This is a genomic window from Microcella alkaliphila, from assembly GCF_004216855.1.
GTDB classification, from domain to species: Bacteria; Actinomycetota; Actinomycetes; order Actinomycetales; family Microbacteriaceae; genus Microcella; species Microcella alkaliphila.
Genome location: NZ_SGXT01000011.1, coordinates 206,666 through 227,799, shown reverse-complemented (window position 1 = coordinate 227,799; position 21,134 = coordinate 206,666). Strand labels below are relative to the sequence as shown.

General features: G+C 68.5%; 24 protein-coding genes. 12 read left to right on the top strand and 12 right to left on the bottom strand.

Annotated features, from left to right (window positions below):
- From sufD to EV140_RS01740, 4 genes are all read left to right on the top strand, one after another.
- Window positions 1-1,182, top strand: a complete 1,182-nt coding sequence (gene sufD, locus EV140_RS01755; protein WP_130280456.1) for a Fe-S cluster assembly protein SufD — start codon at window positions 1-3, stop codon at window positions 1,180-1,182.
- Window positions 1,182-1,508, top strand: a complete 327-nt coding sequence (locus tag EV140_RS01750) for a non-heme iron oxygenase ferredoxin subunit (protein WP_130280454.1) — start codon at window positions 1,182-1,184, stop codon at window positions 1,506-1,508. The genes sufD and EV140_RS01750 overlap by 1 nt, the downstream gene beginning before the upstream one ends.
- A 69-nt stretch (window positions 1,509-1,577) precedes the next feature.
- On the top strand, window positions 1,578-2,336 hold the full coding sequence (sufC, locus tag EV140_RS01745; RefSeq protein ID WP_130280452.1) for a Fe-S cluster assembly ATPase SufC: 759 nt from the start codon (window positions 1,578-1,580) through the stop codon (window positions 2,334-2,336).
- Window positions 2,337-2,345: 9 nt separating this feature from the next.
- Complete coding sequence (locus EV140_RS01740; protein WP_096421460.1) at window positions 2,346-2,675, top strand: metal-sulfur cluster assembly factor; 330 nt, start codon at window positions 2,346-2,348, stop codon at window positions 2,673-2,675.
- 67 nt (window positions 2,676-2,742) lie between these two features.
- Here the strand turns inward: EV140_RS01740 and EV140_RS01735 are convergent, their stop codons facing one another.
- A complete protein-coding gene (locus EV140_RS01735) occupies window positions 2,743-3,351 on the bottom strand; it encodes a biotin transporter BioY (RefSeq protein WP_130280450.1) in 609 nt (202 codons plus the stop codon).
- Window positions 3,352-3,478: 127 nt separating this feature from the next.
- Between EV140_RS01735 and abc-f the strand changes: the two genes are divergently transcribed.
- Window positions 3,479-5,077 carry a ribosomal protection-like ABC-F family protein gene (abc-f, locus tag EV140_RS01730; RefSeq protein WP_130280448.1) on the top strand — a complete coding sequence of 533 codons (1,599 nt, stop codon included), beginning with the start codon at window positions 3,479-3,481 and terminating at the stop codon, window positions 5,075-5,077.
- 20 nt (window positions 5,078-5,097) lie between these two features.
- Here the strand turns inward: abc-f and EV140_RS01725 are convergent, their stop codons facing one another.
- The 3 genes from EV140_RS01725 to EV140_RS01715 all read right to left on the bottom strand — a co-directional run bounded on the left by EV140_RS01725 (window position 5,098) and on the right by EV140_RS01715 (window position 6,469).
- Window positions 5,098-5,931: an SURF1 family cytochrome oxidase biogenesis protein gene (locus EV140_RS01725; RefSeq protein ID WP_130280446.1), complete on the bottom strand. Its 834-nt coding sequence runs from the start codon at window positions 5,929-5,931 to the stop codon at window positions 5,098-5,100.
- Window positions 5,928-6,110 (bottom strand): hypothetical protein, encoded by a 183-nt coding sequence (locus EV140_RS01720; protein WP_338418529.1) that lies wholly within the window; start codon window positions 6,108-6,110, stop codon window positions 5,928-5,930. The genes EV140_RS01725 and EV140_RS01720 overlap by 4 nt, the downstream gene beginning before the upstream one ends.
- Before the next feature lie 71 nt (window positions 6,111-6,181).
- Window positions 6,182-6,469 carry a DUF3099 domain-containing protein gene (locus EV140_RS01715; RefSeq protein ID WP_130280442.1) on the bottom strand — a complete coding sequence of 96 codons (288 nt, stop codon included), beginning with the start codon at window positions 6,467-6,469 and terminating at the stop codon, window positions 6,182-6,184.
- Window positions 6,470-6,516: 47 nt separating this feature from the next.
- On the opposite strand from EV140_RS01715, the gene fabG reads away from it, so the two are divergent.
- Window positions 6,517-7,227, top strand: coding sequence for a beta-ketoacyl-ACP reductase (fabG, locus tag EV140_RS01710; protein ID WP_130280440.1), 711 nt, complete (start codon window positions 6,517-6,519; stop codon window positions 7,225-7,227).
- Here the strand turns inward: fabG and serB are convergent.
- Both serB and glgC read right to left on the bottom strand, forming a co-directional pair.
- Entirely contained in the window at window positions 7,224-7,862 is a 639-nt protein-coding gene (gene serB, locus EV140_RS01705; protein ID WP_130280438.1) for a phosphoserine phosphatase SerB, read from the bottom strand. The two genes, fabG and serB, sit on opposite strands and share 4 nt — an antisense overlap.
- Window positions 7,863-7,904: 42 nt before the next feature.
- Window positions 7,905-9,140 carry a glucose-1-phosphate adenylyltransferase gene (glgC, locus tag EV140_RS01700; protein WP_130280436.1) on the bottom strand — a complete coding sequence of 412 codons (1,236 nt, stop codon included), beginning with the start codon at window positions 9,138-9,140 and terminating at the stop codon, window positions 7,905-7,907.
- 47 nt (window positions 9,141-9,187) lie between these two features.
- Between glgC and glgA the strand changes: the two genes are divergently transcribed.
- From glgA to EV140_RS01685, 3 genes are all read left to right on the top strand, one after another.
- On the top strand, window positions 9,188-10,369 hold the full coding sequence (gene glgA / locus EV140_RS01695) for a glycogen synthase (protein ID WP_130280434.1): 1,182 nt from the start codon (window positions 9,188-9,190) through the stop codon (window positions 10,367-10,369).
- A gap of 29 nt (window positions 10,370-10,398) precedes the next feature.
- Complete coding sequence (locus EV140_RS01690) at window positions 10,399-11,181, top strand: ABC transporter ATP-binding protein (RefSeq protein ID WP_130280432.1); 783 nt, start codon at window positions 10,399-10,401, stop codon at window positions 11,179-11,181.
- A gap of 104 nt (window positions 11,182-11,285) precedes the next feature.
- Complete coding sequence (locus EV140_RS01685; protein ID WP_130280430.1) at window positions 11,286-11,534, top strand: type B 50S ribosomal protein L31; 249 nt, start codon at window positions 11,286-11,288, stop codon at window positions 11,532-11,534.
- 66 nt (window positions 11,535-11,600) lie between these two features.
- Here EV140_RS01685 and EV140_RS01680 read toward each other — a convergent pair whose 3' ends face one another.
- Together EV140_RS01680 and treS are read right to left on the bottom strand one after the other, a co-directional pair.
- Window positions 11,601-12,293 carry a 3'-5' exonuclease gene (locus tag EV140_RS01680; protein ID WP_130280428.1) on the bottom strand — a complete coding sequence of 231 codons (693 nt, stop codon included), beginning with the start codon at window positions 12,291-12,293 and terminating at the stop codon, window positions 11,601-11,603.
- 9 nt (window positions 12,294-12,302) lie between these two features.
- The gene (gene treS, locus EV140_RS01675) at window positions 12,303-14,060 is read right to left on the bottom strand and encodes a maltose alpha-D-glucosyltransferase (RefSeq protein WP_130280426.1); all 1,758 of its coding nucleotides are present in this window, start codon (window positions 14,058-14,060) and stop codon (window positions 12,303-12,305) included.
- Window positions 14,061-14,157: 97 nt separating this feature from the next.
- On the opposite strand from treS, the gene EV140_RS01670 reads away from it, so the two are divergent.
- Together EV140_RS01670 and EV140_RS01665 are read left to right on the top strand one after the other, a co-directional pair.
- Window positions 14,158-15,042 carry an alpha/beta fold hydrolase gene (locus EV140_RS01670; RefSeq protein WP_130280424.1) on the top strand — a complete coding sequence of 295 codons (885 nt, stop codon included), beginning with the start codon at window positions 14,158-14,160 and terminating at the stop codon, window positions 15,040-15,042.
- Complete coding sequence (locus EV140_RS01665) at window positions 15,039-16,130, top strand: glycosyltransferase family 4 protein (RefSeq protein ID WP_130280422.1); 1,092 nt, start codon at window positions 15,039-15,041, stop codon at window positions 16,128-16,130. The genes EV140_RS01670 and EV140_RS01665 overlap by 4 nt, the downstream gene beginning before the upstream one ends.
- On the opposite strand, the gene EV140_RS01660 is transcribed toward EV140_RS01665, so the two are convergent.
- The 3 genes from EV140_RS01660 to EV140_RS01650 are packed head-to-tail and all read right to left on the bottom strand — an operon-like array spanning window position 16,127 to window position 18,156.
- Window positions 16,127-16,615 (bottom strand): YbaK/EbsC family protein, encoded by a 489-nt coding sequence (locus tag EV140_RS01660; protein WP_241971245.1) that lies wholly within the window; start codon window positions 16,613-16,615, stop codon window positions 16,127-16,129. The genes EV140_RS01665 and EV140_RS01660 overlap by 4 nt on opposite strands.
- Complete coding sequence (locus EV140_RS01655; protein WP_130280420.1) at window positions 16,615-17,256, bottom strand: histidine phosphatase family protein; 642 nt, start codon at window positions 17,254-17,256, stop codon at window positions 16,615-16,617. Before EV140_RS01655 ends, EV140_RS01660 begins: the two co-directional genes overlap by 1 nt.
- 42 nt (window positions 17,257-17,298) lie before the next feature.
- Window positions 17,299-18,156, bottom strand: a complete 858-nt coding sequence (locus tag EV140_RS01650; protein WP_130280418.1) for a Sir2 family NAD-dependent protein deacetylase — start codon at window positions 18,154-18,156, stop codon at window positions 17,299-17,301.
- 87 nt (window positions 18,157-18,243) lie between these two features.
- Here EV140_RS01650 and EV140_RS01645 point away from each other — a divergent pair, with 87 nt between their 5' ends.
- Entirely contained in the window at window positions 18,244-19,044 is an 801-nt protein-coding gene (locus tag EV140_RS01645; RefSeq protein ID WP_130280416.1) for a TrmH family RNA methyltransferase, read from the top strand.
- On the opposite strand, the gene EV140_RS01640 is transcribed toward EV140_RS01645, so the two are convergent.
- Window positions 19,041-21,110, bottom strand: coding sequence for an alpha-galactosidase (locus EV140_RS01640; protein WP_241971244.1), 2,070 nt, complete (start codon window positions 21,108-21,110; stop codon window positions 19,041-19,043). The two genes, EV140_RS01645 and EV140_RS01640, sit on opposite strands and share 4 nt — an antisense overlap.
- Between the last annotated feature and the right edge of the window lie 24 nt (window positions 21,111-21,134).

The window sequence follows — 21,134 nt, the reverse complement described above, 5'->3', positions numbered from 1 at the left end:
ATGTCCGCCACGAATACCGCACCGACCGTCCCCGGCGCTGCGGCCCACCCGCATGGGCCCGGATCGCCCGTCCCCGTTCAGACGCGGTCCCAGCGCTTCCGCTCGACCGACCCCTCGGCGTTTCCCGCCGTCACGGGGCGCGAGGTCGACTGGAAGCTGACCCCGGTCGACCGGGTCCGCGACCTCATCGACGGCGAGCTCGACGGCTCGCCGATCGCCACGACCGTTTCGGAGGCCGCCGGCGTCAACGCCGAGTGGGTGGGCCCCGAGGATGCCCGCATCGGCGCCGCAGGAACGCCGGAAGACCGCGCGTCCGCCAACGCGTGGGCCCGCACCGAGAAGGCCCTCGTCGTCACGCTGACCGCCGAGGAGCGCGTGGAGGTGACGATCGACCGCACCGGACCCGATCACGCACCGCGCGCATCCCACACCGTCATCGTGGCGAAGCCGAACGCCCGCGGAATCGTCGTCATCGACAACCGCGGTAGCGCTCGCCTCAGCGAGAACGTCGAGATTGTCGTCGAAGACGGGGCCAACCTGACGGTCGTCAGCCTGCAAGAGTGGGACGACGAGAGCGTTCACCTGTCGGCGCAGTTCGCACGCGTCGACAAGAGCGCCACCCTCAAGCACGTGGTTGTCTCGCTCGGCGGCTCGATCGTGCGGGTCAACCCGTCGGCGGCTCTCGCGGGTGAGGGTGCCACCGGCAACCTGTACGGCCTGTACTTCAGCGACGCCGGCCAGCACCTCGAGCAGCAGGTGTTCGTGCACCACATCGCTCCGCACACGGTCAGCGACGTGCTCTATAAGGGCGCACTGAACGGTGCCGGTGCCCGCACCGTGTGGATCGGCGACGTGCTGATCGGACGGGATGCAACCGGAACCGACTCGTACGAGGCGAACCGCAACCTCGTGCTCAGCGACGGCACGCGCGCCGACTCGATTCCGAACCTCGAGATCGAGACGGGCGATATCGCCGGTGCCGGCCACGCCAGCGCCACCGGCCGGTTCGACGACGAGCAGCTGTTCTACCTGCGGTCGCGCGGCATCAGCGAGAGCGAATCCCGCCGCCTGGTCGTGCTCGGCTTCCTGCTCGAAATTGTTCAGAAGATCGGTCAAGAGTCGCTCGAGCAGCGTCTCATCGCCGCCGTGGAGCGTGAACTCGAAGCCGTGGAGAGCATCTGATGTCTGCACAGCGTGTCTGCGCCGAATCAGAACTCGGCGTCGCGACCGCGATGAAGGTCGTGCTCGACGGTAAGCCGATCGCCGTCGTGAAGGACTCGTCCGGTGCGGTGCACGCCATCGGAGATACGTGCACTCACGGCGACATCTCACTGAGTGAAGGGTTCGTCGAGGACTCCACGCTTGAGTGCTGGGCGCACGGGTCGAAGTTCGAGCTGTCGACCGGCAAGCCCCTCAATTTTCCGGCGTACGAGCCGGTCCCGGTGTACACGGTCACCGTCGACGGCGGCGACGTGTACGTCGACCCTGACGCGATCATCACCCCCTAAGCCGGCCCCGCCGCATCCCGATCTGCGCCCGCCAGAGGGCCCCACGAACCGAAAGAAGAGTTGAGAACCATGGCTACGTTGACCATCAAGGACCTGCACGTCAGCATCGAGACCGATCAGGGCTCCAAGCCGATCCTGCGCGGTGTGAACCTCACCATCAACCAGGGCGAAATCCACGCCGTCATGGGCCCGAACGGGTCGGGCAAGTCGACCCTCGCCTACACGATCGCCGGCCACCCGCGTTACACGGTCGACTCGGGCTCGATCGAGCTCGACGGCGACGACGTGCTCGAGATGAGCGTCGACGAGCGGGCCAAGGCGGGACTCTTCCTCGCCATGCAGTACCCGGTCGAGATTCCCGGCGTCACCGTCTCGAACTTCCTGCGCACCGCGAAGACCGCCCTCGACGGCGAGGCTCCGCCCGTTCGCACCTGGATCAAGGACCTCCGCGGCTCGATGGAGGCACTGCGGATGGACCAGACGTTCGCCGAGCGCAACGTCAACGAGGGCTTCTCCGGCGGTGAGAAGAAGCGTCACGAGATCGTGCAGCTCGAGCTACTCAAGCCCAAGTTCGCCGTTCTTGACGAGACGGACTCGGGGCTCGACGTCGACGCGCTCAAGATCGTCTCGGAGGGCGTGAACCGGGCCAAGGAGTCGAACAACCTCGGTGTCCTGCTCATCACGCACTACACGCGCATCCTTCGTTACATCACGCCCGACTTCGTGCACGTCTTCGTCGACGGGCAGATCGCCGAGCAGGGTGGCCCCGAGCTTGCCGAGCGCCTCGAAAACGAGGGCTACGACCGCTACGCGGCGGCGACGGCGTAGACTTCCGCCATGCCTACCGCACTCGAACCCGCCCTGTTCGACGAGGTTGAAGAGGGCCTGAAGAACGTTGTTGACCCTGAGCTTGGCGTCAACATCGTCGACCTGGGCCTGGTCTACGACCTCGCCTGGGATGACGAAGCAGACGCGTTGATCCTGTCGATGACGTTGACGAGCGCGGGGTGCCCGCTCACCGACGTCATCGAAGAGTCGGTCGCCAATTCGCTCGACGGCATCGTGAAGCAGTTCCGCATCAACTGGGTGTGGATGCCGCCGTGGGGCCCCGAACGCATCACCGACGACGGCCGCGACATGATGCGCGCGCTCGGATTCAGCATCTGACGCGACGCACGCACGACGAAGGCCCCGCCGATCACTCGGCGGGGCCTTCGCGTGTGATGAGGATGCGCTAGGCGTTGCGGCGCTTTTCGACGGCCTTCCACGCCAGGGGCAGGACGGCCGCGGCAATCGCCGCCTTGATGAGGCCACCGATGATGAACGGGTAGAAGCCGCCGATGAGCACACTCTGGAGGTCGTTCGGCAGCCCCAGCTGTCCGAGCGACATGGCGAGCCACGGGAGCCCTACGGCAAAGACGACCAGCGACCCGCCGATGAAGGTAACGGCGGGCTTGAGCCAGCCGCGATCCCACTCACGCTCGGCTGCCCAGCCGACGATGGCGGCAGCGAGGATGAAGCCGAGAATGTAACCACCCGTCGGGCCGGCGATGATGGTCCACCCCGCGCTGGCGTCGCTGAACACCGGCAGGCCCAGGCCGCCAACGAGGGCGTACAGAGCCATGGCAATGGACCCGCGGGCCGCACCGAGCGATGCGCCGACGAGAAGGACGGCGAGCGTTTGGCCGGTGACCGGAACCGGCCACAGAGGCACGGCGACCTGGGCGAGAACAGCGGTGAGCGCGACGCCCGTGCTGATCGCCGCGACATCGGCAACGATTCCGCGGGGGAGGACGCGATCGACAAGGACGGGGCGCGGGGCCGCGAGGGAGAGGCTGGTCATGGGGCTCCTCGGGTGGGGTCGGGAGTCGGCAGGTGGCGGTCGGCGCTAAGCGCCAACCCCCGTAGACTATCCCGCTGGCCCCACGGAGCGGCCCTATCGAACCCCACGAAAGAATCGGACAATCGCTGTGCTCGCTGTGCAAGGCCTCGAGATTCGGGTCGGCGCACGCCTGCTGATGGAGAACGTCGCCTTCCGGGTCGCGGCGGGCGACAAGATCGGACTCGTCGGCCGCAATGGTGCGGGCAAGACGACACTCACGAAGGCTCTGGCGGGGGAGGCGCTGCCGACTGGGGGCACGATCACCCGCTCCGGTGAAATCGGCTACCTGCCGCAGGACCCGCGCGCCGGTGACCCCGAGCAGTTAGCCCGCACGCGCATCCTTGACGCCCGTGGCCTCGGCACGATCGTGGCCGACATGACCACGGCGAGCCACGAGATGGCGAGCGACGACCCGACGATCGCCGACCGCGCGATGCGCCGGTACAGCCGCCTCACCGACCAGTTCCAGTCGCTCGGAGGGTACGCCGCCGAGGCCGAGGCCGCCGCGATCGCGAGCAACCTCGCGCTGCCCGATCGCATCCTGAGCCAGCCGCTGAAGACGCTCTCGGGCGGTCAGCGCCGCCGTATCGAGCTGGCGCGCATCCTGTTTTCGGCGGCCGAGACGATGATCCTCGACGAGCCGACCAACCACCTCGACGCCGACTCGGTCGTGTGGTTGCGCGACTTCTTGAAGGCCTACGCAGGCGGGGTCATCGTGATCAGCCACGACGTGCACCTCGTCGAAGAGACCGTCAATCGCGTGTTTTACCTCGACGCGAACCGCCAGGTCATCGACATCTACAACATGGGTTGGAAGCACTACCTGCGCCAGCGCGAGGCTGACGAAGAGCGTCGCAAGAAGGAGCGCGTCAACGTCGAGAAGAAGGCGACCGCGCTGCAGTTGCAGGCGGCCCGCTTCGGGGCGAAGGCTTCGAAGGCGGCGGCAGCCCACCAGATGGTCGCGCGCGCCGAACGGATGCTCGCCGGCCTCGACGAGGTGCGCGCCGTCGACCGCGTGGCCAAGCTCCGCTTCCCGGAACCCGCGCCGGTCGGCAAGACCCCACTGCAGGCCAAGAACCTGTCGAAGAGCTACGGCTCGCTCGAGATCTTCACCGCGGTCGATCTGGCGGTCGACCGCGGGTCACGCGTCGTCATCCTCGGATTGAACGGTGCCGGGAAGACGACGCTATTGCGCATCCTCGCGGGTGTCGATAAGCCCGACACGGGCGAACTCGAACCGGGGCACGGCCTGCGGGTGGGTTACTACGCGCAGGAGCACGAGACGCTCGATGTGAACCGCAGTGTGCTCGCCAACATGATGAGCGCATCCGAGTCGATCACCGAGCGCGAGGCGCGCAGTGTGCTCGGGTCGTTCCTGTTCGTCGGCGACGACGTGCAGAAGCCCGCCGGCGTGCTGTCGGGGGGCGAGAAGACCCGGTTGTCGCTCGCGATGCTGGTCGTCTCGAAGGCGAACCTGCTGCTGCTCGACGAGCCAACCAACAACCTCGACCCGGCGAGCCGGGAAGAGATCCTCGGCGCGCTGGCGACCTACAGCGGCGCGGTGATCCTCGTCAGCCACGACGAGGGCGCGGTGGAAGCGCTGAACCCCGAGCGCGTGCTGATCATGCCTGACGGGGTCGAAGACCTCTGGACGGCCGACTACGCCGACCTGATTTCGCTCGCGTAGTCGGCGTCACCCTCGCCGTGTCAGCGGGTGACCGCGTCGAGGAGCGCGTCTTCCTCTTCATCATCGGTCGGCCCCGCCCGGCGACGCTTCGGGGGCGGAACCGGTTCACCGGTTTCGGCGGCTCGCAGTACGCGACGCTCCTGCCGAATCGCCCACCCAAACCCGATGAACCCGAGAAGCGCGAAGACGTACCACTGGAAGGTGTAGCTGAGGTGGGGTCCCTCGTTGATCTCGGGGCGCACGGCTGGCCGCGGGCTCGTCGCGGGTGCGGGCGATTCTTCTGCCAGCTGCAGGTAGGCGCCTTCGACGACGTCGTCGCCGAGGCTTTCCGCGATCGTGGGCAGATGGATTGTCGCGATCTGTCCCTCCGGTGCGCCGCGCCCGGCGATCGTGGGCTCGCTCGGGCGAATGCGTCCGACCACGTCGACTCTTCCCGTCGGAGCGGCAGGCACGACGTCGGGTGAGTCTTGAGCCGAGCCAACCGGAAGCCACCCGCGGTTGACAACCACCAGGCCGCCATCGTCGAGACGCAACGGCACGATGACGTCGAAGCCGGGTTGCCCCGAGCGCGGTCGCGCACGCACGAGCAGTTGCTCCTCGAGCAGATACTCGCCGCTCACGGCGACCGGTTGCCATTCGGTGTCGGTGCGGAAGGAGTCTCGGTCAGGCAGGGCCTCGTCGAGCGATCGGGGCGTGGCATCGTAGTTGTTCTCGATCCGCTCGATCGCGGCGACCGCTTCCTCGCGGCGATTCCACTGCCAGACGCCCAGCAGCGAGCAGATCACGGCGAACACGACGGTGACGGCGAGATAGCCGAGCCACCGTTTCGTCAGGGCGATCTGGAGGATGCTCACGGGGAGTCATTCTGCCCGACCGCGTCAGGCAAGGCGTCGACCACGACGCCCGCCGGCGTGATGGCGACCGGAAACCCGCGCTGGTCGACGAAGTCGTACAGGTAGTCGCGGTGCTCATCGCAGGCGAGCCACACCTTCACGCGCGACGCGTCGTGAATCTTGGGATTACGCCAGTTCACGGCCCACGTCGCGTCAGCGCGGCACCCGCTTCGCGAGCAGCGCAGCCCCGAGATCTCACCCGGGAGGCCGATCACGACTGCGGGCCCTGCCCCGACAACAGAATGGAGCCGGGGCGCTCGACCTGGTTGCCACCGGTGCGAGTGACCTGATTTGCGGCAATGACGGCAAAGTACGGCAGGAAGATCGCCCCGAGAGCCGGTATCAACAGCCACACACCGGGTGTGAAGAAGCAGGCGATGATGCACACCAGTCGGATGCCCTGCGACGTGGCGTACTTCATCATGCGCGCTTTTCGCTCCTCGTCGGGAGCGTCACCGAGGCTGGTGATCGCGCTGGTGGATGCGGCCTTGTGCTTCATCGTGAAGCGATGCTAACCCCGCTTGCCTGCTAATAGGCTTGACGGTCATGAGTACTCAGCGAACCGTTCTCGTCACCGGCGGCAATCGCGGCATTGGCCGCGCCATTGCGGAAGAGTTTCTGGCCCAGGGCCACCGCGTGGCGGTGACTGCTCGTTCGGGCGAGGGCCCCGAGGGTGTGCTGACGGTCACGGCCGACGTCACGGATGCTGCCTCGCTCGATGCGGCGTTCAGCGAGGTGGAGGCGCAGTACGGCCCCGTTGAGGTCGTCGTCGCCAACGCCGGCATCACCCGCGACACGCTGCTGCTGCGGATGAGCGAAGACGACTTCACCGACGTGCTCGACACGAACCTGACAGGGGCGTTTCGCACCGTGAAGCGCGCATCCAAGGGGATGCTGAAGGCACGCTTCGGCCGCATCATTCTGATCTCGAGCGTGGTCGGTCTGTACGGCTCGGCCGGCCAGGTCAACTATTCGGCGTCGAAATCAGCGCTCGTCGGCATGGCGCGCTCGCTCACGCGCGAGCTCGGCGGTCGCGGAATCACCGCAAACGTCGTGGCGCCGGGTTTCATCGAGACCGACATGACGGCGGCCCTTCCGGAGGAGCAACAGAAGGCGTATCAGGAGGCCATCCCCGCCGGCCGCTTCGCCACACCGGTCGAGGTGGCGCGCGTCGTGACGTGGCTTGCCGGCGACGACGCCGGCTACATCTCCGGCGCCGTGATTCCGGTCGACGGCGGCCTGGGCATGGGCCACTAACCGCGGAGGCCCAAGAGCGGCAACACGGCGCTGAGGTCGCGACCGTCGACGGCGACGTGCGCACGCGCGCGCACGACGGGTTTCGCGCAGAACGCGACCGACAGCTGCGCCACCCGCATCATGTCGAGGTCGTTCGCGCCGTCACCGACAGCGATCGTGCGCGTCAGGGGCACGCCGAAGTGTGCGGCCCACTCGCGCAGGGCGTCGGCCTTCGCGGCCGCGTCGATGACCGCACCGGTCGTGCGTCCGGTGAGGCGAGCATCCACCGCCTCGAGGCGGTTCGCGCGGTGCGCATCGAGGTCGAGCTCAGCGGCGATCGGGTCGAGCAACTCGTGGAAACCGCCAGAGACGACCGCCGCAGCGCCGCCCGCGGCATGCACGGCATCGATGAGTTCCCGGGCGCCGGTCGTCACCGTGATGCGGGATGCGGCACGCGCGAGGCGCGCAACCGGTAAGTCGGCGAGGGTCGCCACGCGTTGCGCGAGGCTGTCGGCGAAGTCGAGTTCACCGGCCATCGCCCGCTCGGTGATGCGCGCAACGTCCGCGCCGGATCCGGCCTCATCAGCGATGAGTTCGATGGCCTCCTCGTTGATGAGGGTGGAGTCCACATCGAGGACCACCAGAAACCGCGCCACGCTCGCCTCACTTTCCTTGCGCCCGCAGGGGCGCGGGCAGCACTACGCGACGGTTTGGCCCTTGCCGACCACCACGATTCCGGTCTCGGTCACCGTGAACCCTCGGGCCCGGTCGGCGGCGTGATCGACGCCCACCTGCGCTCCGGGGGCGACGACGACCTCCTTGTCGAGAATAGCCCGCTCGACGACGGCGCCCGCGCCGATCTGGGCCTTCTCGAACACGATCGAGTCGACGATGCGGGCCGACTCGGCGACGACCCCCGAGCCGAGCACGCTGCGTTCGATGTGACTTCCCGACAGCACCGATCCGAGCGACACGATCGAGTCGATGACGGCGCCGACCTCGCCGGCGGCGTCACGCACGAACTTCGCCGGCGGAAGGTTGAGCTGCTGCGTGAAGATCGGCCATTCCGCGTTGTACAGGTTGAAGACAGGTAGGGCCGAGATCAGGTCCTGGTGGGCGTCGAAGAACGACTCGATGGTTCCGACGTCGCGCCAGTAGTACTTGTCGCGGTCGGTCGAGCCGGGCACATCGTTGCGGTTCAGGTCGTAGACGTACGCCTCACCGCGGTCGACGAAGGCGGGAACGATGTCGCCCCCCATGTCGTGCTTCGAATTCTCGATGTCCGCGTCGCGCGTCACCGCGTCGATCAGCACGTCGGCGTCGAACACGTAGTTGCCCATGGACGCGAGGATTTCGTGGGGGGAGTCGGGCAACCCGAGCGCATCGGTTGGCTTCTCGCGGAACGCCGCGATGCGCTGCGGGTTCGCGGGGTCGGTCTCGATGACGCCGAACTGGTAGGCCAGGCTGATCGGCTGGCGAATTCCGGCCACCGTGACCCCGGCCTCGTTCTCGATGTGCGCGTCGATCATCTGCCGGAAGTCCATGCGATAGACGTGGTCGGCGCCGACCACGACGACGATGTCGGGCTTTTCATCACGAATCAGATTGAGGCTCTGGAAGATCGCGTCCGCCGAACCGGAAAACCAGCGCTTGCCGACGCGCTGCTGAGCAGGGACCGACGCCACGTAGGCGTTCAGTATGCCGCTGAGACGCCACGTTTGCGATACGTGTCGGTCGAGCGAGTGGCTCTTGTACTGCGTGAGAACGACCACCTGGCGAAGCCCCGAGTTGATCAGGTTCGAGAGGGCGAAATCGATAAGGCGGTAGCCGCCCGCAAACGGCACCGCGGGCTTCGCCCGGTCGACGGTGAGGGGCATCAGGCGCTTTCCTTCGCCGCCAGCGAGCACGATTCCGAAGATCTTGGGAGAGGCCATGACACCCACAGTAGGCGAGGGGTGAGCGCCGTACTAGGGTCATCCGCATGCGCGTCGACGTCATTTCTCGTGAGTATCCGCCGGAGGTCTACGGAGGGGCCGGTGTGCACGTCGCCGAATTGGTGCGCGCGCTACGGCAGCGCCTCGAGGTGCGGGTGCGCTGCTTCGGTCAGCCCCGGCAGGAGGCTGACACGCACGCCTACCTCGTGCCCGGTGCGCTGTCGAGCGCGAACCCGGCGCTGGCGACCCTCGGCGTTGACTTGGCGATCGCCGAAGATGTCGACGGCGCCGATCTCGTGCACTCGCACACCTGGTACGCGAACGCCGCCGGGCACCTCGCGCAGCTGCTGCACGACGTACCTCACGTCGTCACGGCCCACAGCCTCGAGCCGCTGCGACCGTGGAAGGCCGAGCAGCTCGGCGGCGGCTACCGCGTTTCCAGCTGGATCGAGAAGACCGCCTTCGAGTCCGCCAACGCGGTGATCGCGGTGAGCGACGGCATGCGGCGCGACATTCTTCGCTGCTACCCGAGCCTCGACGAGGCAATGGTCACGACGATTCACAACGGCATCGACCTGGAGCGCTGGCAGCGCACGATCGATCACGACGCCGTGCGCGGGCTAGGCATCGACCCCGATCGTCCGACGGTCGTGTTCGTGGGCCGCATCACCCGCCAGAAGGGACTGCCGTACCTGCTCGAGGCGGCACGCCGACTGCCCACGGACGTGCAGTTGGTGCTGTGCGCCGGAGCTCCCGATACGCCCGAGATTCTTCGCGAGGTGCAGAACGGCGTCGCCGCCCTGCAAACGGAGCGCACGGGTGTCGTCTGGATCGAACGGATACTCGCCCCGCGTGAGCTCGCCGCCGTGCTCTCGCACGCGACCGCTTTCGTCTGCCCGAGCGTCTACGAGCCGCTCGGCATCGTGAACCTTGAGGCCATGGCGTGCGGAGTCGCCGTCGTTGGTACCCACACCGGCGGCATCCCCGAGGTGGTCGACGATGGCGTGACGGGCCGCCTCGTGCCCATCGAGCAGGTCGACGACGGCACGGGCACGCCGCTCGACCCGGAGCGCTTTGTGAGCGACCTGGCGCGCATCCTGACCGAGGTCGTCTCTGACCCCGAGGCCGCAGCCCGCATGGGCGAGGCGGGGCGCCGCCGTGCCGAAGAGATGTTTGCCTGGGATCGCATCGCCGAACGCACCGACGCGCTCTACCGCAGCCTGGTCTAGCCGCGCCGGTGCCCTAGGCTGGGGGCACCATGGCGCGCGTTCTCGACTTCGACGATGTTTCTCTCGTGCGGGGCGACACCCGCATCCTTGACGGCGTTCACTGGCAGGTCGAGGACGACCAGCGGTGGGTCGTGCTCGGCCCGAACGGTGCCGGCAAGACCACACTGCTGCAGCTGGCGGCCTCCCACCTGCACCCGAGTTCTGGTGTGGTGCGCGTGCTCGACGAAGAACTGGGCCACAGCGATGTGCGCGAACTGCGCCCCCGCATCGGTTTCGCGTCGACGGCTCTTGCCCGCCAGATTCCGGGCGATGAGCGCGTGCTCGACGCGGTGATGACCGCCGCCCACTCGGTCACCGGCCGCTGGAACGAAGAGTACGAAGAGGTCGACGAGCGCCGCGCCCACCGGGTTTTGCGCGAGTGGAAGCTCGATCAGTTTGCCGAGCGCACCTTCGGCACCCTGAGCGACGGCGAGCAGAAGCGCGTGCAGATCGCGCGCTCGATCATGACTGACCCCGAGATGCTGCTGCTCGACGAGCCCGCCGCGAGCCTCGACCTCGGGGCCCGCGAAGAACTCGTGCAGTTGCTCGGCGCCTACGCCTCCGAACCGAGCTCGCCGGCGATGGTGATGGTCACGCACCACGTCGAAGAGATCCCGGCCGGCTTCACCCACGCGCTGCTGCTGTCAGGCGGTCACGTCGTCGCGGCGGGCACGCTCGACGAGGTGCTGACGAGCGAGCGGCTGAGTGAGGCCTTCGGTCTCGGCCTGAACGTCTGGCGCGACGGCGATCGATTCGTCGCCCGCGCCGCATAGCACCGCGAGCGCTCTGCTAGACTCGTGTGTCGGCCGAAAGGCCGTTCACGCGTGCCCCGAACAGCGGGGAATTCCACTCACCAACAACTTCCAAGGACCAACGAATGAAGGCTGACACCCACCCCGACTACGCTCCCGTCGTCTTCCGCGACCTGGCGTCGGGCGAGACCTACCTCACCCGTTCGACGGTCACGAGCGACAAGACGATCGAGCTCGACGGTGTGACCTACCCGGTCATCGACGTCGAGATCTCGGCCGCCTCGCACCCGTTCTACACGGGCAAGCAGCGCATCATGGACTCGGCCGGTCGCGTCGAGAAGTTCAACCAGCGCTTCAAGAACTTCGGCGCCTAACACCCGCCACGAACGAAGGGCCCCGCGTGATGCGGGGCCCTTCGTCGTTGGTACGGCGGGGGAGTTCTACGACGCGCGAATCGGCCAGCCGCGATCGGCGGTGAAGTTCTGGTCTTTGGATGCGCGCATCCATGATTCGAAGCTGTCGGCCTGCTGCTGATGCCAGAGCGCCTGCTGCGCGTGCAGTTCGGTGAGCGTCGCGGGCAATTCGCCGCTGTAGCGCTCGATGATGGCGCGAGCCACGTGGCCGGCGCCGATCGCGTCGACGCTGGCATCGTGCGCGCCGTCGAGCGTCACGCCGTAGTGCGCGCACGCGGCCTCGAGGGTGCGCTTGCCCTTGCGGTAGCGGTCGACCGCCTTGTCGATGACGAGTGGGTCGATGACCACCGTGGGCGGCACGAAGGGGCCAGCGTGATGCCGCCTGGCCTCGTGTTTGAGCAGGGTCAGGTCGTACGGCGCGTTGTAGACCACGAGCGGGAGACCGTCGGCTGCGCGCGCGGCGAGCTCGTCGACGATTTCGCGCACGACGAGGCTGGCTGAGCGCCCTTCCGCCCGAGCGCGCTCGGTGGTCACGCCGTGAATCGCTGCAGCCCCCGCGGGAATCTCTACCCCCGGGTCGGCGAGCCACGAGCGGCTCGAAATGAGCGCGCCGTCGGCGCTCAGGACGCCGACGAACGCCGTGACGATGCGGGCCGTCGTCACGTCGACGCCGGTCGTCTCGAGGTCGAAGACGGCCAGTGCCGGGGCAGAGATGCTCATGGGCGCAGGCTACGCCTGGCCACCGACACCGACACCGACACCGACACCGGCAGCCCCAGCTATGGGGCGCTCGATGTGCAGCCAGAAGAAGCTCTGGGTGCCGAGCGTCAGCGTGACCGTGCCGTCGGCGTCGACCGTCGGGAACTTCGCACCGCCGAACAGGTCGAACAGCTCGGCATTCGCGTCGGGCGAACCGAGATCGATCGTCGCCGAGGTGGGGTTGTGCGCGAACGAGAACACGCACAGCACTCGCTCGGGGCGGTCGCCCATAGGCGAGCCGGATCCTTCGTACTCGCGCACGAACGCGAGCACCGACTCGTTGTTCGTCTCGAGCACGCGGATCGTGCCGAGGCCGAACGCCGGGTGCGCCTTGCGCACGTGAATGACGTTGCGCACCCAGTGCAAGAGCGATCGGGGCTGCGCGAGCTGGGTTTCGACGTTGACCTGGTTGTAGTGGAACACGAGCGACTGCACGACCGGGAGGTAGAGCTTGCCGGGGTCGGCGTGCGAGAAGCCGGCGTTGCGGTCGGGCGTCCACTGCATGGGGGTACGCGAGCTGTCGCGGTCGGGCAACCAGATGTTGTCGCCCATGCCGATCTCGTCGCCGTAGTACAGGAACGGGCTACCGTTCAGGCTGAACAGCAGGGCGTGCGCGAGTTCGAGTTCGGCGCGTGAGTTGTCGAGCAGCGGAGCGAGGCGCCGACGAATACCGATGTTGGCGCGCATGCGCGGGTCGTAGGCATACCAGCCGTACATTGCCTGGCGGTATTCCTCGCTCACCATCTCGAGGGTGAGTTCGTCGTGGTTGCGCAAGAACACGCCCCACGCTGAGCCCTCCGGCGCGTTGGTCTCCTCGGAGAGTTGGCGCTGCAACTCGGTGGCCTGCTGGCTGCGCAGCGCGTAGAAGATGCGGGGCATGACGGGGAAGTCGAACGCCATGTGGCACTCGGGCTCCTCGTCGGTGCCAAAGAACTCGACGACCTCGTGCGGCCACTGGTTTGCCTCGGCGATAAGCACCCGGCCGGGGTACTCGGTGTCGACCATCTGCCGCAGCTTCTTGATGAACTCGTGGGTCTCGGGTTCGCTCTCGCCCGTGCCACCGTCCGACTCGTAGAGGTAGGGGATCGCGTCGAGACGGAACCCGTCGACACCCAGGTCGGCCCAGAACCGCACGACGTCAAAGATCTCGTCGTGCACCTTCGGGTTTTCAAAGTTCAGGTCGGGCTGGTGTGAGAAGAAGCGGTGCCAGAAGAACTGTCGGCGCTCGGCGTCGAACGCCCAGTTCGACTCCTCCGTGTCGACGAAGATGATGCGAACGTCTTCGTACTTCTCGTCGGTGTCGCTCCACACGTAGTAGTCCCCGTATGGACCCTCCGGGTCGCTGCGCGACGCCTGAAACCAGGGATGCTGGTCGGAGGTGTGGTTGATGACGAGGTCGATCACGATGCGCATGTTGCGCTCGTGGGCTTTCGTCACGAGCTCACGGAATTCGTCGATCGTGCCGAACTCGGGCAGGATCGCGCGGTAGTCGCTCACGTCGTAGCCGCCGTCGCGGAGGGGTGACTGGAAGAACGGGGGAAGCCACAGTGCATCAACGCCCAGCCACTGCAGGTAGTCGAGCTTCGAGATGAGGCCCGCCAGGTCGCCCGTACCGTCGCCGTTCGAGTCGACGAAGGAGCGCACCATCACCTCGTAGAAGACGCTGCGGCGGTGCCACTGCGGGTCGAGGGTGAGCCCGGGAAGGGTGATGGGTGCGGTGAAGTTCACAGCGCTCCTCGAGACGACGATCGGGGTGGGGCGCTACCCACTGTAGACGGCGCCGCTCGCCCAGCTGAACGGCCCGCCGCACCTAGACTGGGCGGCGATGAGCACCCCTGCACCGCACGCCGCGCTGCTCGCCGCTGTTCCCCGCCGCGAGCGCGTCGTTGAGGTGCTGGGTAGCCGCACGCGCCTCGTCGAATACGGGCCGAGTGACGCCGCGACGACCGTGCTCGTGGTGCACGGCTTCCGCGGCGACCACCACGGGCTCGAACCGGTGGTGGCGCGCCTTCCGCACCTGCGCATCCTCGCCCCCGATCTGCCGGGCTTTGGAGCATCGACGCCGTTTCCGGATCGTCCCCACGACATCGACGGCTACGCGGCGTGGCTCAATGCACTCGTGGCGGCCGAGGGCCTCACCGGCGAAGCGGTGCTGCTCGGTCACTCGTTCGGCACGATCGTCGTGAGCGCGGCCGTTGCCCTGGGTATGCCAACACCGTCGGTGATCCTGGTCAACCCCATCGGGGCCCCCGCCCTATCGGGCCCCCGCGGCGTTCTGACGCGCGCCGCCATCGGCTTCTATCGCCTGGGCGCAGCCCTGCCCGAGCGCGCCGGCTTCGCCGTATTGCGCAGCAGGGTGGTGACCCGCGTGATGAGCGTGTCGATGGCGAAAACCGGCGACAAAGACTTGCGGCGCTGGATTCACGCCGAACACGACCGGTACTTCTCGGGGTTTGCGAACCGCGACATGCTGCTGGAGGCGTTCAGAGCATCCGTGTCGCATGACGTGTCGGAGTACGCAGAGCGCGTGACCCCGCGCACGCTGTTGGTTGCCGCGACGCTCGACGACATCACTCCGATCGAGGCGCAGCGGCGCCTCGTGACTCTGTTTCCGGATGCGCGGCTCGTTGAGATCGCGGACGTCGGCCACCTGATTCACTACGAGAAGCCGGCCGAGGCGGCGGAGGCGATCGCGGAGTTTCTCGCGTGAGGGTCGCCGTCGACTGCCGCTACACGCGGCTCGAGCGCCACGATGGCATCAGCCGGTTCACCGCCTCGTTGACCGCCGCGCTCGCCCGGCAACTCGGACCCGATGACGAGCTCGTGATTCTCGTCAGCGACGAGCGGCAATTGTCGATGCTGCCCGAGCTGCCGCACGCCGTGATCTCGAGCCCCACGAGCGTGCGGGAGCCTTTCGTTGCCCGGCAGGTGAACCGCCTGAGGCCGGACGTCGTGTTCAGCCCCATGCAGACCACGGGGTCGTGGGGGCGCCGGTACCCGCTCGTGCTCACCGTGCACGACCTCATCTACTACACGCACCGCACGCCGCCGCGCGATCTCCCCGCGCCCGTGCGTCTGCTCTGGCGGCTGTATCACCTGGCGTGGTGGCCACAGCGGCTGCTGCTCAATCGGGCGGATGCTGTCGTGACGGTCTCCGAGACGACGCGCGCGCTCATCGCGCGGCACCGGCTGACGAAGCGGCCCGTCACGGTCGTGCCTAACGCCGCCGGTGTGCCGGAGGCGCGGGAGCGCACGCGGCCGGACGGCATCGAGCTCATGTACATGGGCTCGTTTATGCCCTACAAGGGCGTCGACACCCTCGTCGCCGCGCTGCACCACCTGCCGGGGGCGCGCCTGCACCTGCTGAGCCGCATTCCGGCGGCCGAACGCGAGCGGCTGACACAGGCGGCGCCCGCCGGGTCACTCGTCGTCCACGACGGCGTTGACGACGCCGAGTACGCGGCGCTGCTCGACCGGGCGACCGCACTCGTACACGCCTCGCGCGAGGAGGGTTTCGGTATTCCCCTCGTCGAGGCTATGGGACGCGGCACGCCGATCGTGGTTTCCGACACTGCGATCTTCCGCGAGATCGGCGGGGACACTGCGCTCTACTTTGGCGTCGACGACGCCGACGGTCTCGCCGCCGCTGTCCGTCGACTCACTGAGCCAGGGGAGTGGGAGCGGCGCAGCGCCGCCGGCCCCGCGGAGGCAGCCCGCTTCGACTGGGATGCGAGTGCCGCAGTGCTCGCCGAACTGCTGCGCGCACTGGCCGCGCAGGGCGGACGCGCAGATCGCTAGGACGCGACGGAGGCAACGCGGCCGCGCGACCACGCGACCAGCTGGTCGAACGTGAGCGGGAAGTTGTCGTAGGCGCTGCCGGCGGCGGCCCAGAGCACCGGGAAGCGATCAAACGAGTCGTCGATGAGTGTCGGCACCGGATGCGGGTGGCCAATCGGGGGCACGCCCCCGATCGAGAAGCCGGTCGCCTGCTTGACGGTGCGGGCGTCGGCTTTCTCGATGTGGGCATCCAGAGCGGCGGCCAGCAGGTCGAGATCGGCGCGACGGTCGCCGGGGACGAGCACGAGCACGGGCTCGTGAACGTCTGAGCCGTCAGCTCCCTCTCGCACGGCGACGAAGACGAGCGACTTCACGATCGCACCCACCTCGACTCCGAGGGCCGCGGCCGCGTCGGCGGCGGTGTGCGTCGAGTCGGGCATACGACGAATGTCGAGCGCGAGGTGCTCGGTCGCCGCGCGGAAGCGGTCGACTCCGGACGGCGCCACTAGCCTGCCCCGCCCTCCGACTCGCGGTGCGCGAGCGGGTTCTGCTCGTCGTAGTCGTCGGCGTACGGGAAGATCGACTGCTCGTCGAGCGGGTCGTCGAACAGCACGAGCTCGAGCCCGCCGTCGGCGTGCTGGAACGAGTGAATCGAGCCGTTCGTGATCGGCTCGCGGTGGTGCCCCGGCGCGACGGTCTCGAGCACGCTACGAATAACACCGCCGTGCGCGACGACGATGATCGCCTCGCCGGGGTGGGCCGCAGCCAGGCGGTGCAGGCCGTCGATGACGCGCTCGGCGACCGCCTCGCGGGTTTCGCGGCCAGGAACATCGGTGCCCTCGGGAAAGCGCGCGTCGAGTTCGGTGCCCGTGAGGCCCTCGGCCTCGCCGTAATTGCGCTCCACGAACGCCGGCTCGTGCTCGACCGTCCCGATTCCGGCCTCGCGGGCGATGATCTCGGCGGTTTCGGATGCACGCGACAGCGGCGAGGCGACGATGCGGCTCCAGGCGCGCCCGGCGAGCAGTCGGCCGGCGGCGGCCGCCTGCTCGCGGCCGGTGTGGTTCAGTGGAATATCGGTGGCGCCCTGGATGCGGCGAGCGCGGTTCCAGTCGGTCTCACCGTGGCGCACGAGCGCGAAGACGGTCATCGGTCCCTTCCGTACCCGACCGGATTTCGGCCGAGGCTCAGATCAGGGCAGGAGCGCGTCGCGGAGGAGGGCGAGCGTCTCGGAGGTGCCCGCATCGATCTTAACGGCGGCCCGCGCGTCGGCCTTCGTGACCCCACGGTTGACGATGACGGTCGGGATGCGCTTCTTCTGCGCGAGCCCGACGAGGCGGATGCCCGAGTTGACGACGAGGGATGACCCGAGCACGACGAGCGCGTCGGCGCGAGCCACGATCGTGCGCGCTTCCTCGAACTTGATCGGCGGCACGAACTCGCCGAAGAACACGATGTCGGGCTTCAGCGTGCCGCCGCACACGGTGCACTCGGGCACCTCGAAGCGCGACACGTCGTCGACCTCGGCGTCGCCATCGGGGTTGATGCGACTCGCGACGGACTCGTCGAACCAGGGGTTCAGCAGCTGGATGCGCTCGGCGATCGCATCGCGCGAGAACGCCTGCCCGCAGTGCAGGCAGACGACGCGATCCATCGAGCCATGCAGGTCGACGACCCGTTGCGAGCCGGCGCGCACGTGGAGTCCGTCGACGTTCTGGGTGACCACGCCGGTGACGAGGCCGGCCTGCTCGAGCTCGGCGAGCATCCGATGCCCGGCGTTCGGGCGGGAGGCGGCGAACCGCGACCAGCCGAGGTGGCTGCCCGCCCAGTAGCGCTTGCGGTACGGCTCGTCGGCGAGGAACTGGCTGAAGGTCATCGGCGTGCGCACGGGAGCGCCGGCGCCCCGGTAGTCGGGGATGCCCGAATCGGTGCTGATGCCCGCACCGGTGAGGACGGCGAGACGGCGGCCCTTCAGCAGCTCGGCGGCACGCGCGACCTCGGCAAGCGCCTCATCGCCGAAGGCGAGGGCGGGGGCTGCGGTGCTCGTCACGGGCGGTCTCCGATTCGCGGTGCTGTCGCCACACTAAACTCTCGCGGTTTCCGATATGTTTCCGAGGGCCTGTAGGGAGGCAATTCGGTGCAGATTCGCGTGTTCGAGACGCTCGACGACCCGGCGCTCGACGACTACGCCCGGCTGACCGACGTGGCGCTGCGCCGCGCGATCGAGCCCGAGGGTGGACTGTACCTGGCCGAGTCCCTGACCGTCATCGGGCGCGCGCTGGCGGCGGGCCACCGGCCGCGCAGCGTGCTCACGAGCGAGCGCTGGCTACCCGAGCTCGAGGGGCTGCTCGCGGGGCATGATGTGCCCGTCTACGTCGGCACACCCGCGCTGTTGGAGGAGCTGACCGGGTTCCACCTGCACCGCGGCGCGCTGGCGAGCATGCACCGGCCCACGCTTCCCGACCCGGGCGCACTGCTGCGCGACGCCCGCCGCGTCGTCGTCATCGAAAACGTCGTTGACCACACCAACATCGGCGCGATCTTCCGCTCTGTCGCGGGCCTCGGCGCCGACGCCGTGTTCGTCACGGCCGACGCCGCCGATCCGCTGTACCGGCGCAGCGTGCGCGTTTCGATGGGCACGGTGCTGCAGGTGCCGTGGACGCGCCTTCCCGAATGGGATGCGGCACGCACCCTCTTCACGGACGCCGGCTTCCAGCTCGCCGCCCTCGCGCTCGCCGACGACGCCGTGGGGTTGCGCGAGTACGCGGCCTCGGCACCCGAGCGGGTGGCCGTCGTCGTGGGCTCGGAGGGAGATGGGCTATCGCGGCGAGCGCTGGCCGCGGCCGACACAGTGGTGACGATCCCCATGGGGCACGGGGTCGACTCGCTCAACGTGGCCGCTGCGGCGGCCGTTGCCCTGTACGCGCTGCAGGTTTAGCTGGCGGCAATCGCGGTCGCGCGCAGCAGGATCGCCTGCTCGGGCGCGAGCAGGGGCACGGGAACCCCGAACTCGGCGAGTGCGCGGCCAGTGATGTCGATCGAGCCGACGTGCCACCACGCCGGAGCGGCGTCCTGCACCGCGTGCGCGGGGGCACCAATCGTGACGGGTTCGAGGCGGTAAACGCGATCGGGGTCGAGGCCCGGCACGCGTAGGCGCGCGGGCGTCGCGACGGGGGAGGCGGTGAGCTGGACCAGCGCGATGAGGGCGCGGTCAGCATCGTGGCTGACGACCGCGTGCACGAGTCGGTCGCCGCCCGCCTCGTCGCTGCGAACGGTGCGGCCGCCGTGCAGCAGCGGACGCAGCTCGCGGTAGAGCGCCGCCCACGCCGCGAGCTGCTCGCGCTCGGCGTCGGAGGCGCGGGTGAGATCCCATTCGATGCCAGCGTGCCCGAACAGGGCCGTGATGAGCCTGAGCGAAAGGTCGTGAGTGCGACCGGTGATGTGGGCGCGGCCAGAGCCGACGTGGCCGCCGAGCAGCTCCGGTGGCATCAGGATCCCCGTGTAGCGCTGAATGGCCTGCCGCTCGAGGGCGTCGTTCGTGTCGGAGGTCCAGAAGCGGTGCACGCGGCGGGCGATGCCGAGATCGATGCGGGCACCCCCGGAGGCGCACGACTCGATCGCAACGTGCGGGTGGGCGGCGCGCATCCGGTCGAGCAGCGCGTAGAGGGCGCGGGTCTGGGACGCGGCCGAAGCGGCGTGCAGTGCGCGGTTGTGGTCCCACTTGAGAAAGGTGATGGGGTACTCGGTTAGGAGCGCGTCGAGCGCGTCAAACACGTGGTCGGCCGCGCCGTCGGCCGTGAGGTCGAGGGTGTGCTGCCAGCGCCAGCCCGGGGGAACGCTCTGGCCACTGTTGTCGGCTGCCGTGTCAGCGAGCACCCACTCGGGGTGGGCACGGGCGAGCGCGCTGTCGGGACTCACCATCTCGGGTTCGACCCAGAGGCCGAACTCCATGCTGCGCGCCTGCACCTCGGCAATCAGCGGGTGCAAGCCGTCGGGCCAGCGCCCGCGGTCGACGGTCCAGTCGCCGAGAGCGCGCTTGTCGTCGGTGCGGCCGGTGAACCAGCCGTCGTCGAGCACAAAGCGCTCAACACCGACCTCTGCCGCCGCCTCGACGAGGGGCGTCAGTCGCTCGAGCGACTGCTCGAAGTACACGGCCTCCCACGTGTTCAGCACGAGCGGGCGCGACGCCCGGGGAGTGAGGCGCCGCACGAACGGGTGGAAGCGGTCGCTCAGCCCGTCGAGCCCCGCGCGTGAATACGTCACGACGGTGTCTGGGGCGGTGTACGTCTCGCTGGGGGCGAGGATCAGCTCGCCCGGTTCGAGCAGCTCGGCGGCGATGAGACGCCGATCGCCGGTCGCGAGGCTCTCGAGTCCCGTGACGTTGTCGCCGCTCCACGCGTGGTGGAGCGCCCACACCTCGCCGTGGCGGAAGCCGAACCCAGGCGTGCCCGCCACCGTCAGGAACGGGCTGTCGTGGCCGGGGCGACCCTGGCGTTGCTCGCGCAGCATCAGGCCGTCTCTGACTGCTCCGCGCTGAGGGCGCCGCTCGTATGCCCAGAGGCCGGTGAAGTCGAGGAGCTCGCTCGCTCGAGCGGGAACGGGAACGGCCGCGGCCAGGCGCGTCAGCTCGACGGGCTCGGCGCCCGCGTGCGCGGTGAGCGCGATCGTGACGACGCCCTCGGGGCTGAGGGCGAGCATCCATTCGATCGTCGCGACGAGACCGTGGTCATCGCGCGCGTCAACGACAACGCGGATGCTCGAGGCGGCATCCGACGCGACTTCTCGCGTCGCGAAGCGGGTGGCGAATCGCGACGCGGGGGCCGTCGCGCGGCGCAGCACCGCGGTCGGCCAGCCGGCAAACCCCTCGGGTCGGTTCGCGACGAGCGACGGAACGACGGGGATGTCGGGCGAGCTGGGTGGGATCGCGGCGGGCGCGGCGAGGGCTGAGAGGGACTGGTCATCGAGCGCGCCGAGGTCGGCGCCGATGTGAAGAAGCCGGGGCACGCCCGTGCCGCGGGCGTCGAGCAG